This window comes from Malonomonas rubra DSM 5091, assembly GCF_900142125.1.
Taxonomy (GTDB): Bacteria; Desulfobacterota; Desulfuromonadia; order Desulfuromonadales; family Geopsychrobacteraceae; genus Malonomonas; species Malonomonas rubra.
Map to the genome: position 1 here is coordinate 82648 of NZ_FQZT01000011.1, position 14816 is coordinate 97463.

The 14816-nt window shown below is 48.8% G+C and carries 13 protein-coding genes; 12 read left to right on the forward strand and 1 reads right to left on the reverse strand.

The annotated features are described in order from the left end of the window. Window positions 1-157: 157 nt before the first annotated feature. The 6 genes from BUB13_RS13930 (at window position 158) to BUB13_RS13955 (ending at window position 6742) form a co-directional block, all read left to right on the forward strand. On the forward strand, window positions 158-2494 hold the full coding sequence (locus BUB13_RS13930; protein WP_072909417.1) for a type I restriction-modification system subunit M: 2337 nt from the start codon (window positions 158-160) through the stop codon (window positions 2492-2494). Further along, entirely contained in the window at window positions 2491-2682 is a 192-nt protein-coding gene (locus BUB13_RS13935; protein ID WP_072909382.1) for a hypothetical protein, read from the forward strand. Before BUB13_RS13930 ends, BUB13_RS13935 begins: the two co-directional genes overlap by 4 nt. Continuing rightward, window positions 2672-3595 carry an Abi family protein gene (locus BUB13_RS13940; protein ID WP_072909383.1) on the forward strand — a complete coding sequence of 308 codons (924 nt, stop codon included), beginning with the start codon at window positions 2672-2674 and terminating at the stop codon, window positions 3593-3595. The genes BUB13_RS13935 and BUB13_RS13940 overlap by 11 nt, the downstream gene beginning before the upstream one ends. A gap of 44 nt (window positions 3596-3639) precedes the next feature. Next, entirely contained in the window at window positions 3640-4914 is a 1275-nt protein-coding gene (locus BUB13_RS13945) for a restriction endonuclease subunit S (RefSeq protein WP_161947658.1), read from the forward strand. Between the two features lie 65 nt (window positions 4915-4979). Then, complete coding sequence (locus tag BUB13_RS13950) at window positions 4980-6419, forward strand: SIR2 family protein (protein ID WP_139249392.1); 1440 nt, start codon at window positions 4980-4982, stop codon at window positions 6417-6419. Window positions 6420-6421: 2 nt separating this feature from the next. Beyond that, window positions 6422-6742, forward strand: coding sequence for a TIR domain-containing protein (locus tag BUB13_RS13955; protein WP_084092149.1), 321 nt, complete (start codon window positions 6422-6424; stop codon window positions 6740-6742). Here the strand turns inward: BUB13_RS13955 and BUB13_RS13960 are convergent. Next, window positions 6731-7897 (reverse strand): IS4 family transposase, encoded by a 1167-nt coding sequence (locus BUB13_RS13960; protein ID WP_072909385.1) that lies wholly within the window; start codon window positions 7895-7897, stop codon window positions 6731-6733. The genes BUB13_RS13955 and BUB13_RS13960 overlap by 12 nt on opposite strands. A gap of 612 nt (window positions 7898-8509) precedes the next feature. On the opposite strand from BUB13_RS13960, the gene BUB13_RS19000 reads away from it, so the two are divergent. The 6 genes from BUB13_RS19000 (at window position 8510) to BUB13_RS13990 (ending at window position 14797) form a co-directional block, all read left to right on the forward strand. Further along, window positions 8510-8887 carry a TIR domain-containing protein gene (locus BUB13_RS19000; RefSeq protein WP_072909386.1) on the forward strand — a complete coding sequence of 126 codons (378 nt, stop codon included), beginning with the start codon at window positions 8510-8512 and terminating at the stop codon, window positions 8885-8887. Between the two features lie 28 nt (window positions 8888-8915). Continuing rightward, window positions 8916-9506, forward strand: coding sequence for a toll/interleukin-1 receptor domain-containing protein (locus BUB13_RS13970; protein ID WP_072909387.1), 591 nt, complete (start codon window positions 8916-8918; stop codon window positions 9504-9506). 69 nt (window positions 9507-9575) lie between these two features. Next, a complete protein-coding gene (locus BUB13_RS13975) occupies window positions 9576-12860 on the forward strand; it encodes a type I restriction endonuclease subunit R (protein WP_072909388.1) in 3285 nt (1094 codons plus the stop codon). An 18-nt stretch (window positions 12861-12878) separates the two neighbouring features. Then, complete coding sequence (locus BUB13_RS13980) at window positions 12879-13112, forward strand: hypothetical protein (protein ID WP_072909389.1); 234 nt, start codon at window positions 12879-12881, stop codon at window positions 13110-13112. A 3-nt stretch (window positions 13113-13115) separates the two neighbouring features. Next, the gene (locus BUB13_RS13985; protein ID WP_072909390.1) at window positions 13116-14192 is read left to right on the forward strand and encodes a PDDEXK family nuclease; all 1077 of its coding nucleotides are present in this window, start codon (window positions 13116-13118) and stop codon (window positions 14190-14192) included. Window positions 14193-14215: 23 nt separating this feature from the next. Next, window positions 14216-14797: a hypothetical protein gene (locus tag BUB13_RS13990; protein ID WP_072909391.1), complete on the forward strand. Its 582-nt coding sequence runs from the start codon at window positions 14216-14218 to the stop codon at window positions 14795-14797. Window positions 14798-14816: the final 19 nt, after the last annotated feature.

A 14816-nucleotide genomic window follows, 5' to 3' on the forward strand; every position in this document is an offset into this window, starting at 1 on the left:
ATAGAAAAAACATTGTAATTTCGCTATGGTAATTCGATATTTATTGTCCGGGGGGATGTGATGAAAAAAGAGGAAAATATTAACTAAAGAGACCGCTTTGCGCCTGGAATGGTGCGGCGGTTTTTTGTTGCCACAATCTGTAAAGGTAGTTCGTTTGATGATGACACCCAACTTTACCCAGACCGCTGCGTTCCTTTGGTCGGTTGCCAACCTGCTGCGCGGTGATTTCAAGCAGAGTCAGTATGGTCGGATCATTCTGCCGTTTACCCTGTTGCGGCGTCTTGAGTGCGTTCTAGCAAAGGACAAGGCGAAGGTCGTAAAGAAACAGGCTGAAATCGGCAAAATGAACTTGCCGGAAGAGGTGTCGGAGAAGATGCTGCTGCGGGAGACCGAAGCGCAGTTTTTCAATACTTCGTCGATGGATCTTTCCACCCTTGGCGCGGCGGATATAAAGGATAACCTGGAGTCTTACATTCAGGCTTTTTGCAGGGATGCGCGGGAGATTTTCGAATACTTCAAGTTTGCCGAGTTCATCGCCCAACTCAATGACGCCAACCTGCTCTACAAGGTGGTGCAGAAGTTTGCCAATACCGATCTGAGTCCCAAACGGATTTCTAACTACGAGATGGGCCTGGTTTTTGAGGAGCTAATCCGCCGCTTTGCGGAGAGTTCCAACGAGACCGCTGGGGAACACTTCACCCCGCGAGATATAGTTCGTCTGACCACTTCACTGGTGTTCATGGAAGATGACGAGGTGCTGACCCAGGAAGGGATCATCCGCACTATCTATGACCCCACGGCGGGGACCGGTGGGTTTCTTTCCAGCGGCATGGATTACGTGACCGAACTCAACCCGAATGCGGTGATGCGTGCCTTCGGACAGGAACTCAATCCTGAGTCTTATGCCATCTGCAAGGCCGATATGCTGATCAAGGGGCAGGATGTCAGCCGCATCAAGCTCGGCAACACCCTCAGTAACGATCAGCTCTACGCCGACAAGTTTGATTACATGCTCTCCAATCCACCCTTCGGTGTCGACTGGAAGAAGGTCGAAAAGGACGTCAAGGACGAGCACACCATCAAGGGCTTCGACGGTCGCTTCGGTCCTGGTTTGCCGCGTGTTTCGGACGGTTCGCTGTTGTTTTTGATGCATCTGATGAGCAAGTTGCGTGATGCTAAGGATGGTGGCGGGCGCATTGGGATTATCCTCAACGGGTCGCCGCTCTTTACCGGCGGTGCGGGCAGCGGTGAAAGCGAGATGCGTCGTTACATCTTAGAGGCCGATCTGCTGGAAGCGATCGTCGCCCTGCCGACCGATATGTTCTACAACACCGGCATCGCAACTTATGTCTGGGTGCTCTCCAACAAAAAAGATGCCGAGCGTAAGGGGAAAGTGCAGCTCATCAACGGCGTCAACCTGTGTGGCAAGATGCGCAAGTCTCTTGGCTCCAAGCGCAATGTCATGGGTGATGATGATATAGCCACCATCACCCGCGCCTTCGGGCAGTTCGAGCAGATCGATACTCTGACGCTAGACAAGCCGGAAGAGGTGAAGAGCAACCGGGGGCGTCAATCCGCGAACCCAAAAGCTGCTGAGCCGAAGACCTTTTCGAGCAAGATTTTCGCCACCACTGATTTCGGCTACCGGCGCATCACTGTTGAGCGCCCCTTGCGCCTTTCGGTGCAGTTCAGTGATGAACGGCTGGAAGAGCTGCGCTTTGCCCCCAAGCCATTTAATGCGGTGATGAAATGGGCTTATAAGCAGTTTGGGCAGAATTGGACAGATGCAACATACGGTGATTTTTCGGATGTCGAGGTCGAGGTACGTGCCTACGTCAAATCGAACTTCAGTGACCTGAAAGAGAAACAGATCAAAGACCTTCTCGATAAGAAGCTGTGGCGCTTCCAGAAGGGACTGCTGGAGAAGGGGCAGGTGTTGCAATGGCAGCTCGGTCAGCGAATGGGAACTGATGCCATTGTTGATGGCCAGTGCGATGACTTCAACCGTTTTGAGGTTGAACTGAAGCAGGCGCTTAAGGTGACCGGCGTGAAGCTCGACGCCAAGGAAAAGAAGCAGCTTCTCGATGCGGTGAGCTGGAAGAATCCAGAGGCTGTGCGGGTGATAAAAAAAATCCACACCAAGAAGGCCGATCCGCTTTACGGTCTATTCAGTGTTGATGGACAAACGGTCGAGTTTCAGACCGATGGCGACCTGCGTGACAACGAGAATATCCCTCTCGACCCGTCACGCAGCGTGATCGAGACCGTGGAAGACTATTTCCACGCCGAAGTTGCGCCCCATGTGCCGGATGCATGGATCGACAAGAACAAGCGGGATGAGAAGGACGGGGAGCTGGGGATTGTCGGTTACGAGATTCCCTTCAATCGGCATTTCTATGTTTACACGCCGCCGCGTTCGCTGGAGGAGATTGATGCGGACCTGGATGTGGTGAGTAAAGAGATTATGGACCTTTTGCGGGAGGTTCATTCGTGAAAACTTCTGCTCTCCAGATGATTAGCAAGTCTAAAAAAGTACTTGACGGTATTGTTGGTGAAGGGTACTGTTTTCATATCGCTTCGGCGATTAACCTTAAAAACACCCTCCAAGCCTCTCAGGCGGTTCGCCGCTGGAATGCTCAAACCGGAGGGTTTATTTTTTGGGGGCTAGGCTATGCAATATAGTAAGCCCCCTCTTTCAATTGATGAGCAGGTAACTCGTTTAACTCAGCGTGGGTTGGTCTGCGAAAATCCTGAACGACTAAAGCATTACCTCACTCATATCGGCTACTATCGCCTCAGTGCCTATTGGCTCCCCTTTGAACAACCTCCTGTAGAACCAAACAGCCGAAACCATAATTTCGAAGCAGGTACGACCTTTGACAGGGTTTTGGACCTCTACGACTTTGACCGCAAGCTCCGGTTGTTGGTGATGAATGCCATTGAACGGATTGAAGTCGCTATCAGGACGTGTTGGGCAAATGCAATGGCAATGCGTCACGGTTCACATGCCCACATGGATTCGGAACTTTTTAAAGATCCGTGGCAGCACCAGCGGGACTTAGCAGCGCTTTCCCGTGAAATAGAAAAGAGTAGTGAGGTTTTTATCAAGCATTACCTGGATCAGTATTCAAAACCCCTCCTTCCACCCATTTGGGCCACTGTCGAGATGATGAGTTTTGGACAGCTGTCTTATTGGTTTTCCAACACGAAAAGTACAGAGATTAAAAAAGAGGTCATGCAGAGCCTGAAGCTCCCTACGATTGAGGTTTTAGAAAAGGTTATGCATACATTGACGCCAGTGCGAAACACTGCTGCCCACCATGGCAGGTTGTGGAATCGACAGTTTCCGATGACTCTGCCGGAAATAAAACGATTGCGGGAAAGGGTCGTGCCGAATAATGCTCCCAATAGGCTGGGCCATCGCATATTCAACTATCTGGTCATCATCGAATATTTAAAGAGTGTCATCAATCCAACGGGGCAATGGAAGTCACAGTTGATGAGTCTTCTCGGGACTGTTTCGGAGAGTGATTTGATGGCAATGGGCTTTCCCGGGGATTGGCTGGAACGGGAGCCTTGGGTGGGGGTAGCATGATGGTAGGGAGGTATCAAGCATATCCAAAATATAGATCCACTGATGTGAAGTGGCTTGGAGATATTCCATCAGAGTGGAAAATTTGTGCCATCAAGCATGTCAGTACGCTCAATCCAGCAAAGTCCAAGCTTCGGTACCAACAGGGCGATGAGTGCAGTTTTGTGCCAATGGAAAAGCTGAAGACCGACTCCCTTGTTCTCGACGAAATACGTCCTATTGCTGATGTGTACGAAGGATACACATACTTTGTCGACGATGACATTCTTATGGCGAAGGTGACGCCGTGTTTCGAGAACAAAAATATTGCTATCGCAAAGGACATGGTGAACGGAGTTGGGTTCGGTTCGTCCGAAATTTATGTGCTTCGATCAAATCAGAAGGCCAATAACAGATATCTATTCTACCGACTTCAGGATGATGGATTCATGGAGGTTGCTACGTCATCTATGTCGGGGGCAGGTGGTCTCAAGCGAGTTCCATCAGATGTGCTGAACAATTTCTTAGTAGCACTGCCGGAATATGAAGAGCAAATCCAAATCGCCAATTTCCTTGACCACGAAACCGCCAAAATCGACTCCCTGATCGACAAGCAACAACAACTGATCACGCTGCTGAAAGAAAAGCGTCAGGCGGTGATCAGCCATGCCGTCACCAAAGGCCTGAACCCCGATGCGCCGTTGAAAGATTCCGGTGTTGAGTGGTTGGGGGAGATGCCGGAGCATTGGGAGGAAGTCAGGGTTAAGCGACTGTATAAATTTGCCAAAAGGCAAGGATATAAAGATTTAACAGTACTTTCTGTCTATAGAGAACATGGGGTGATTGTTAAGTCGACGAGGGACGACAACTTCAATAAGACCCCTGAGAACCTTTCTGTTTATCAACTCGTCAATAAGGGCGACTTGGCAATCAACAAAATGAAAGCTTGGCAGGGATCTATGGGGATCTCGCAGCACCAAGGGATTACTAGTCCTGACTACGCTGTATATAGGCCTCTGCACGATTTTGCCGACCGGTATCTTCATTATTGGTTTAGAGCAAGTCACATGCCCGATGTTTATAGAAATATATCTACAGGAATACGGCCAAGCCAATGGCGATTGGATTTGGAGGAGTTTGAAAAACTTAAAGTGTTTCTCCCACCAAGCACTGAACGCTCTTCGATTGTAAGAGAAATTAATGCCATTGAAATGAAGTATCTAAGGCTTGTTGAATTGGCGGAAAAGCAAATTGATTTACTACAAGAACGTAGAACTGCCCTTATCTCCGCAGCAGTCACTGGAAAGATAGACGTTCGGAACTGGAAGCCTGAACGGCGATGAAATAGTATTTTTTCTCAAGTGCTTACTGACACTGGCCTTTTGTAGTGGGCAAAATGGAGGTTCTTTTGAACAGTGAAATAGAGCTATTTATAAAGGAATATTTAAAGGAGATAGAAGAGGATAACGCGGCAATATTTGCAGGTACAGGTTTATCTGTACCTGCAGGCGCGGTTGATTGGAAATCACTGTTGAAACCTTTGGCTGATGAGCTCGGATTAGATATTGATAAGGAATATGATCTCGTTACGCTTGCACAATTTCATTGTAACGAGAATGGAGGGAATAGAAGTAAAATCAACCAACTCTTGCTTGAAGAATTGTCAGTAGGTGATCACCCCACAGATAACCATAAAATTCTTGCTCGTCTTCCTATTTGTACATACTGGACAACAAATTATGACAAGCTCATAGAAACAGCACTGAGAAGTGAAGGAAAAGTGCCTGATGTTAAATATACGGTTCCTCAGCTTGCGACCACAAAACCAAAAAGAGATGCTGTTATCTATAAGATGCATGGCGACATTGACCACCCTGATACAGCAGTCATAACAAAAGACGATTATGAAAAATATTCTAATAACTTTGGAGCATACATCAATGCATTGTCTGGAGATCTTGTTTCAAAAACATTTCTGTTTTTAGGGTTTAGCTTTACAGATCCTAATCTTGATTACATTCTAAGCAGGGTCAGAATAACTTTTAGAGAAAATCAACGGCGTCACTATTGTATATTTAGAAAGCGTTCTCAGTTAGAAGGAGAGAGCGATGAAGATTTTAAACAAGCCGAAATTCGACAGCGCTTGGTTATTGAGGATCTCAAACGTTTCAATATAAAGACTATCCTTATAGACGACTTCCAACAAATTACCGATATTTTAAGTTATATCGAGGGGTTGTATAAGCGCCGGAAGATTTTTATTTCGGGCAGTGCAGATGTTTATGACCCCTGGGGTCAGCAGGCAACTGAAGAATTCCTTTTTCATCTGTGCAGTGCTCTTATTGAACAAGACTATAAAATGGTAACGGGCGTAGGCCGGGGTATTGGGTATGCAGTTGTATCAGGGGCAATCAATGGAACACGAACTATAAATTGCAGGATTGATGATAGGGTCAGCATGCGTCCATTCCCTTTAGTTTTGCCATACGGTAGCGACATAGGTGCTGTGTGGGAAGATTATCGGCAAGACATGATACCCAGGGCTGGAATAGCTTTATTTCTATTGGGTAATAAGTATCAGGATGGCAATTTAGTGTTGGCAAACGGTGTGCGTAGAGAATTTGAAATAGCAAGGGAGCATGGCCTTGTCGTTGTCCCAATTGGGGCAAGTGGTTACATGGCAAAAGAGCTATGGACTGAGGTTGATTCTGATTTTGATACTTTCTATCCAAACCCGCCTGATGGTTTTAGAGAGGCATTTTCTGTTCTCGGAGTGGAAGTTTCACATCCAAATGAATTAATTCAAATAATACTTGATCTTGTCCATGTTTTGACGAAGGAGGGGTGAGCGTGCGAAAGGTTTTTTTTAGTTTTCATTACAGTAAGGATATCCGACGTGTTGTTCAGGTTCGCAACTCATGGGTTGTGCGAAATTCTGGAGAATCCCAGCCATTTCTAGACAAAGCAGATTGGGAAACCATCAAGCGTTCAGGGAAGAAATCAATTGAAAACTGGATTGAAAAGCAGCTTAAAGGCACTTCTGTAACTGTTGTGCTGATTGGTGCTGAAACAGCATCAAGAGAATGGGTTGGATATGAGATCAAAAGAAGCTATGAGCTCGGCAAGGGAATTGTGGGAATTTCAGTAGTGTCCCAACGTTTAGTTGAATAAAAACAGCTGGTTATCGTTTTCGGTTGCTGCGGTTGTGTAATTCGAATCTGCAAGTAGCTGATTTAATTGTACTCTCTCAAACGAGGTTACGCTCAATATCTGTAAAATTGTGTAGAGACTGGCCTCGATCTTGAGCCGTTTTTTCATAATTGCCACCAGCAGATAAACGGTCACGGCAATCCAGATCTGGGTTTTGACCGCATTCTCGCTGGTGCCGTAGAACGCTTTGATCCGCAGGTTCTGTTTGATCCAGCGGAAAAATTGCTCGATGTACCAACGGCGACGATAAAGCAGTGCAATCGATTCCGCCGGGAGCGTGAAGTTGTTGCTCAGAACGACGATGGTTTTGTCGGTTTCCAAGTCGCGCACTCTGACCCGACGCAGCTTTTCCGGGTAATCGCGTTCCGAGTGATAGCCGGTGAGCTTGATTGTTTGGTCGCAAAGTAATCCGGCTTCTCGGTTTGCGGGAGCGGAATAGAGTCGCCGGAAGGCCATGTTCTTCTTGGCCCGGATGACAAAGAAGGCATGAGCCTTGGTCATCCGATAGAGACGAAAATAGTCGAGATAGCCACGATCCATCACATAGATGGCTCCCGCTTCGAGAGGCAGATCGTCGAGAACTGTGACCTCGTGCTCTTTGCCGTCCGAGATGTAGATGAACGTCGGGATGCTGCCGCGCAGGTCCAGCAGGGTGTGTAGCTTGATAGCACTCTTGGTCTGCCGGAACTCGGCCCACGGAAACAGCGACAGGCACAGATCGATTGTCGTTGCATCCAGAGCATAGACTGTCTGGTCGAGTTCGATGCCGAAGTCCTCGTTCTGGTAAAGGTTGCGCGCCACCGGAATGAGGCTGTGAGCCAAGTCGGCATAGATTCGCCAGTCGCGCACCTTGTTGGCGTTGGCGAGAGTATTTCTCGATATCTGGCTGCGGATGCCCATGTGATAGAGCTTGTTGCTCTGGGCACGAAGACAGGCTTCGATATCGCGCAGGCTTTCGCGATACGTCAGTTGAGCAAAAGCCATGCAGAGAAACTGGTCGAGACAGGTGAATGACTTGACCTTGCGGTTTCCCTGATAACGCTTCACGCACTGCCGAAAGGTGTGCAGAGGAAGATGGTCGATGACTTGAGAGAAAACCAGCTTGCCGGTGGCCATAAGGCAGCTCCTGTCGTGAGGTATTGCAACCATACGCAGGATGATGCCGAAGCGGATTTTGTTTCAAGTCGATAACAGCCATTTTTTCTCAATAGCTCATTTATATCAAATAGTTATAGGGACTTTTTGATTTAACGTTGGGACGCCACTGTGGGAATTTATATTCACAATGTAAAGGATCCACAGAGTGGCACTGACTTTAAGGGAAGCAACCCATTTGATAATTGGTATGTCGAACGGGATGGGCAGAAAGTATATTTTTCAAGTTTATATAAAACATATGACTGGGTTTCCGGCGATGGTTACAACAATTTGTCAAAGTGGATAGAAGCCGCGGCCAAGGACGTTGGCCGGTAAGGACGTTCGTGGTGAATTTAAGGGTGGCAAATAGTGGCATTATGTAAAGCAAAAACTAAGACAGGAAAGCGTTGTGGAAACCTTGCCAGAAGTGGCTCCAATTATTGTGCTGTCCATAAAAGGAATGAATCGAAGAGTGCGGGCCTCTCGATAGGGATTGGTGCTTTAGTTGGCCATGCTATTGCGCCGGGTATAGGTGGTCTGGTTGTCGGCGGTACTACGGGTCTCTTTGCAAGCGCTATGGGGAGAAATGGGATGAGAAAGAAAACGCGAGTTTTTGTGAGTTTTGATTTCGACAATGATAAAAAATTGAAAGATTTCATTATTGGACAGTCTCGACTAGCAGATTCTCCCTTTTCTATCGAGGATCACAGCCTCAAAGAGGCTGCTCCTGAAAGAAACTGGAAAGATAAAGCGAGAGCAGCAATTAGGAGGTCTGACATTGTTCTTGTGATGGTTGGTCCCAAAACACATAAGGCACATGGAGTCCTTGCTGAAGTTGGCATGGCTAGGGACGAGGGCAAACCAATAGTGCAAGTAATTGGTTATCGTAATGGTGACTATACTGCGGTGCCAAATGCCGGGCGTCTATATCGTTGGGATTGGGCAAATTTAAAGAAGATTTTAGGGTAAGCAGCGAAAGGTGCTGAGGGGGGAGTAAATGAGTTTCTATACAAAGGACGAGGCCAGGCTAGCCGCGAAAGGAATGTTACGAAAAAGTTATTCGGCCAAGACCGCAAGTCAAACTCTTTCTGAAGCAAAGATTAAAGCTGGCTCCTATGAACAATTTGATGTTTTTCTGTCTCATTCGATTAACGACGCAGAATTAGTTCTCGGTGTTAAATGTCTTCTTGAGGATCAAGGCTTGAAGGTGTATGTCGATTGGGTTGTTGATCCACACTTATCTCGCGATGAGGTGAACAGAGAGACCGCAAAACTTATACGAGAACGAATGAAACAATCAAAATCATTGATTTATATTGCGACAGAAAGTTCGACTGATTCGAAATGGATGCCTTGGGAATTGGGGTACTTTGATGGGTTTAGTAGTGGAAGCGTGGCAATTTTGCCTTTGATGGAAAAATCATACTCTGCCTTTAAGGGGCAAGAGTATTTGAGTATTTATCCGACAGTTGAGAAGGGGAAATACAAGTCTGGTAAGGAAGATGTTTTCATTGAAAGCAGCGGTGTAGGCTGGACTACATTAGCTAAGTTTGCAAAAGGGCAGACAGGTTTAAGTAAATATAGTTAAGCGTATGTGGTTTCGGGGGCTTAATGCCTTTTGATTCAGTTGATTTATAATTCAGTAGTAACAGCAGCCATGTCGGATGAGCTGTTAATTTTGTCTGGAGGGACAGCGGTGGTAAATAAATCGAACGAGCAGTACTACCAAAGTGACGTCATCTCCGAGATGGTTGCTAACGGCTGGCTGCTCGGCACGCCGGACGGTTACAACCGTGAACTGGCCCTATGCGAAGGAGATCTGCTCGGCTTCGTGCAGGAGACCCAGGACGAACAGTGGCAAAAATACTGCAAACTCTATCCGCAAAATCCAGAAAAACATCTCCTCGAAAAAGTCGCAAGTCAGCTCAATAAAGCCGATCCCAACGCCGCCGACCGAGACCTGCGAACCTTCGGCACCCTCGGTGTGCTACGTCACGAACTGCGGGATCGCGGAGCCCGTTTCAAACTTTGTCAGTTCAAGCCGGAACACGACCTTAACCCTGACACTTTGGCCCGCTATCAGAAAAATCGACTGCGCATCGTGCCGGAGCTGGTCTACAGCCCCTATGCCACTGAAGAGCATCTACTTGAAACCGGCAAGCAAGCGAAGAAGTGGCGCATCGACCTGGTGCTGTTTGTCAACGGCTTGCCGATTGCCACGTTGGAACTGAAGTCGGAGTTTAAGCAGGCGGTCGACAACGCCATCAACCAATACAAGCGCACCCGACTGCCAAAAGACCTAATAGTTAAGAAGCCAGAACCGCTGCTGACCTTCAAGCGCGGGGCGCTGGTTCACTTTGCTGTCAGCCAGTACGAGGTCTACATGACCACTAAGCTGGAGGGGGGCGACACCGTCTTTTTGCCGTTCAATAAAGGAACTGAAGAAGGCGGGGCTGGCAACGATGTCCCAGAGAATCCGAACGAGTATGCCACCAGCTATCTCTGGAACGAGGTGCTGCTACCGGACAACCTGCTCAAGATCCTTGCTCGTTACGTTCATCTCCAAATTGAAGAAAAGGAAGATTGGCAGGGGAGAAAGTACAAGAAAGAGACGATGATCTTTCCCCGCTATCACCAGTGGGAGGTGGTTAACCGTCTGCTTGACGCTGCTCGCGAGGAAGGACCGGGGCAGAAATATCTGATCCAGCACAGCGCCGGTTCGGGCAAGTCTAACTCCATCGCCTGGACGGCCCATCAGCTCTCATCCCTCTATACAGCCGAAGGGGATAAGCAGTTCCATTCGGTGATCGTCGTCACTGACCGCACCGTGCTCGACGACCAACTGCAGGACACCATCTACCAGTTTGAACATGCCGACGGCGTGGTGGGACGGATTAATCGCAAGGAAGGGGATGGTTCCAAGTCGGAAAAGCTGGCCAAAGCCCTGGAGAGCTCGCAGCCGATCATCATCGTCACCATTCAGACTTTCCCCTTTGTGCTCCAGGCAATAGAGAACAGCGTCAGCCTCAAGGATCGCCGCTATGCGATCATCGCCGACGAGGCGCACTCGTCACAGACCGGCGCTACTGCCCGGCAGTTGAAAGAGGTGCTGCTGGCTGAGAATACAAGCGACGATGTTGAGTTCACTTCTGAGGATATCCTTGATGCGACCATCGCCGCCCGGCGTGGCAGTGACAACCTCAGCTATTTTGCTTTCACCGCGACACCAAAGCCGAAGACTCTGGAATTGTTCGGTCGCCTGCCCGATCCGAGTCAGCAGCCATCGAAGACCAACAAGCCGGAAGCGTTCCACATCTATTCGATGCGGCAGGCGATTGAAGAGGGTTTTATCCTCGATGTGCTGAAGAACTACACCAACTACAAGGTCGCCTACCAGCTGGCGCAGAAGATTCAGGCCAGGGATGAAGAAGTTGACAGTAAGAAGGCGACGGTGAAGCTCAACCAGTGGGTGCGGCTGCACGACTACAATATTGCCCAGAAGGTGCAGGTGATTGTCGAGCACTACAAGGACAACATCATGGGCCTGCTCGGCGGACAGGCCAAGGCGATGGTGGTGACCAGCTCGCGCAAGGAAGTGGTGCGCTACAAGAAGGAGTTCGACAAGTACATTACCGCCAAGGGCTACAGCGGCATCAGCGCCCTGGTCGCCTTCTCCGGCGAGGTGAGCTTCAGCGACAACGATCCGAATGCCGAAGGGCTGGTGGGGGAAAAGTTCACCGAGCACAGTATGAACCCCGGTCTCAAGGGGCGCGACATGCGCAAGGCGTTCGACACTGATGAGTTTCAGGTGATGCTAGTCGCCAACAAGTTCCAGACCGGTTTCGATCAGCCGAAACTGTGCGCCATGTACGTGGACAAGAAACTTTATGGCGTCGAGTGCGTTCAGACCCTTTCCCGTCTGAACCGGACCTACCCGGGCAAGGCCGAAAGCGGCACCTTTGTGCTCGACTTCTTTAACGATCCGCAGGATGTTCTCGATTCCTTCCAACCCTACTACCAGACTGCCGAACTAGCATATGTGTCCGACCCTGACCTGGTTTTCGATCTGTTCGACAAACTGCGTGCCGAGGGGATCTTCACTTGGCAGGAGGTTGAGCAATTCGTCGTGGCCTTCTTCGCCAAAAACAAGAGTAGTGCGGCGATCAGCAATATCTGCAAACCTGCGGTCGAGCGCTGGCAGGGGCGCTATAAACTGGCGGTCGAGGCCTATAGGGACTCCAAAACAATCTTCGAAGAAGCGAAAAAGACTGGCAATGCGGTTTTGATCGCCAATGCCGAAAAGAGCTTCAAAGAGTGCCGTAAAGAAAAAGACCGGCTGGAGATCTTCAAGAAGGATCTCGGTAGCTTTACCCGTTTCTACGAGTTCATGTCGCAGATCGTTGATTACGATAGCAAGGACTTGGAAAAGCTCGCCCTCTACGCTCGCCACCTGCGGCCGATGCTGCGGGAAAAGCTGGATGACGAGGACGAGATCGATCTGAGCAACGTTGCTCTGAGTCATTACCGGCTTTCCAAACAGCGCGAGCTGAACCTGGTGATGGAGTCTGAAGGTGACAACGGTCTCAAGCCAGGCAGCGATTTAGGTACCGCCAAGCCAAAAGACAAGAAGGAAGAGTTTTTGTCGCAGATCCTGGCGCGGTTAAACGAGCTGTTTATGACCGACAACCTGACTGAAAAAGACCTTGTGAACTACGCCTACACCATTCGCGACAAAGTACGTGAGAACAAGAGCGTTATGGATCAAATCCGCAACAACACCCCGGAACAGGCGATGCTTGGCGATTTTCCGCAGGCGCTTGATGACGCGGTGCTAAGCAGCAGCGAAGCGCACCAGAATCAGATGATGCAGGTTTTGTCTAACCCGGAAGTGGCAAAGGGGTTTGCGCGAGTGGTGTTTGATTTGCTGGTGGGGAAAGAATAGCCGGTTGTTGGTGGAGTAATGGAAAGTTTTAAGCAGAAACCCAGAAAATGTCCTGCGTGCGCCTCTAGCAGAATTGCCTCCATCATGTACGGCATGCCTGCTTATGATAAGAAATTACAGGCTGATCTCGACAGTGGCCGTGTAGTGCTGGGTGGATGTTGTGTCAGCTTGAATGATCCTGCTTGGAAATGTACGGAGTGTGGAGCTGATTTTTACAAAGAGACTCCTGAAGATGTGACTATCGAGGAATAAGCTATGCCTATTAACCATGCTGTTTGGAAAGTCGCTTCGGAACCACAGCCATTGAGGGAAGTTTCTCTCGAAAGCGAGGCCTTTCTGGAGAAGATGATCGTTGCTGATCCCAACATTCTCTCTCCACATTGGTTGCTCATCGGTCAGCAGGTCAGAACAGACTATGGTGGCATTATTGATCTGCTGGCTGTTAACCAAGACGGCCAGCTGATAGTTGTTGAGTTGAAGCGTAACCAGACACCGCGCGAAGTGGTTGCGCAAGCTCTGGATTATGCTTCCTGGGTGAAAAATTTAACCTCGGACGAGATCGCACATATCTATGATCGCTTTTCCGGTGGTGGTGCACTTGACGATGCATTTCAGCTGAAGTTCAATCAAACGCTCGACGAAGAGCAGCTGAACGGTTCTCATCAGATTGTCGTTGTTGCTTCTTCCCTCGATCCTAGTACGGAACGGATCGTAAACTATCTAAATGGGATGGACATTGCTATCAACGTTATCTTCTTCCAGGTGTTCCAAGATGAAGATCGTCAGTACCTCAGCCGTGCCTGGCTAATCGATCCTTTTGAAACTGAGATCCGTGCAACGTCCGTACAGTCTGGTGAGCGTGGCGAATGGAACGGCGAGTATTATGTATCGTTCGGACATAGTGCGGAGCGTGATTGGTCTGAGGCGGTCAAGTACGGTTTTATTTGTGCTGGGGGAGGGGCTTGGTATTCACGAACATTGTCGCAGTTGGCTCCAGGCGATCGCGTTTGGGTCAATGTCCCAGGACAAGGTTATGTGGGCATTGGTAAGGTGACAGGCCAATCCGTCCGTGCTACGGAGTTTCAGGTCGACGCAGATGGAGAGCGAAAACATTTTCTCGATATTGCTCAGGCTGGCTATCATAGACAATATGCCGAGGATGAGGAGAATAGTGAATATTTTGTTCCGGTTGAATGGCTGGAAACTAAGCCGATCAATCAGGCGGTTTCAGAGGTTGGTTTCTTTGGTAATCAGAATTCAGCCTGCAAACCACGCACAACGAAATGGAACCACACGGTGGAGCGGTTGAGGAAACTTTTTGGTGTGGAGTAGTCGCTGTTAGAGGGGGGGCGTCAATGTTTAAGAAATATCTTGTTCTTATGATTTTGTTTTTTCCCGACACTGTATTGTCTGCTCAGTTCGATCTATGGGAAACGGGCATGACACTGACCGATGTTGTCGAGATCGCTCGCCAGCACAATGTCCCTATCCGTCAGTCCGGTGTTCATTCTCCGAATAAGAATTTCGACAAGAGTTTTCTAAACGAGAGATTCTGGTCTGCTAAAGAGGTTGTGTACGTAACCAACCTTCTGGGCATGGGAGCCAAAGTCGTACTGAAAATTCACCCCGACTGGCCAAGAAGAGTTTATGAGATCGAAATCAGATTTGCGGGAAAAAGCAGCAGTCAGGAGTTCAAGTCGGAATTACTCGAAATGCTAGCTGGAAAGTATGGTCAGCCGAATAAAGCTTTGCTGAGCCTAAGGAAAACATATCGTTGGCAGCCGGCTGAGGGGGATCAAATCATTCTGACTATGTACTCCTTCCCGGTTCTGTCCTATGTCGATGCCAATTTGAAGGACCATGCTTTGAAGCAGATGGGGTATAAGGCTAAAAACCAGAAGCATGGTTTTGTCCAGCAGGATTCGAATAAGTTCTGATGGGTGACTTTTAGGGGGG

What these genes read in the sequence shown, in the direction of transcription:
- BUB13_RS13980 (WP_072909389.1), top strand. Translation starts at nt 12,879, where the DNA reads ATGGAAAGTTTTAAGCAGAAACCCAGAAAATGTCCTGCGTGCGCCTCT.
- BUB13_RS13975 (WP_072909388.1), top strand. Translation starts at nt 9,576, where the DNA reads ATGTCGGATGAGCTGTTAATTTTGTCTGGAGGGACAGCGGTGGTAAAT.
- BUB13_RS19000 (WP_072909386.1), top strand. Translation starts at nt 8,510, where the DNA reads ATGAGAAAGAAAACGCGAGTTTTTGTGAGTTTTGATTTCGACAATGAT.
- BUB13_RS13940 (WP_072909383.1), top strand. Translation starts at nt 2,672, where the DNA reads ATGCAATATAGTAAGCCCCCTCTTTCAATTGATGAGCAGGTAACTCGT.
- BUB13_RS13990 (WP_072909391.1), top strand. Translation starts at nt 14,216, where the DNA reads ATGTTTAAGAAATATCTTGTTCTTATGATTTTGTTTTTTCCCGACACT.
- BUB13_RS13970 (WP_072909387.1), top strand. Translation starts at nt 8,916, where the DNA reads ATGAGTTTCTATACAAAGGACGAGGCCAGGCTAGCCGCGAAAGGAATG.
- BUB13_RS13960 (WP_072909385.1), bottom strand. Translation starts at nt 7,897, where the DNA reads ATGGCCACCGGCAAGCTGGTTTTCTCTCAAGTCATCGACCATCTTCCT.
- BUB13_RS13930 (WP_072909417.1), top strand. Translation starts at nt 158, where the DNA reads ATGATGACACCCAACTTTACCCAGACCGCTGCGTTCCTTTGGTCGGTT.
- BUB13_RS13985 (WP_072909390.1), top strand. Translation starts at nt 13,116, where the DNA reads ATGCCTATTAACCATGCTGTTTGGAAAGTCGCTTCGGAACCACAGCCA.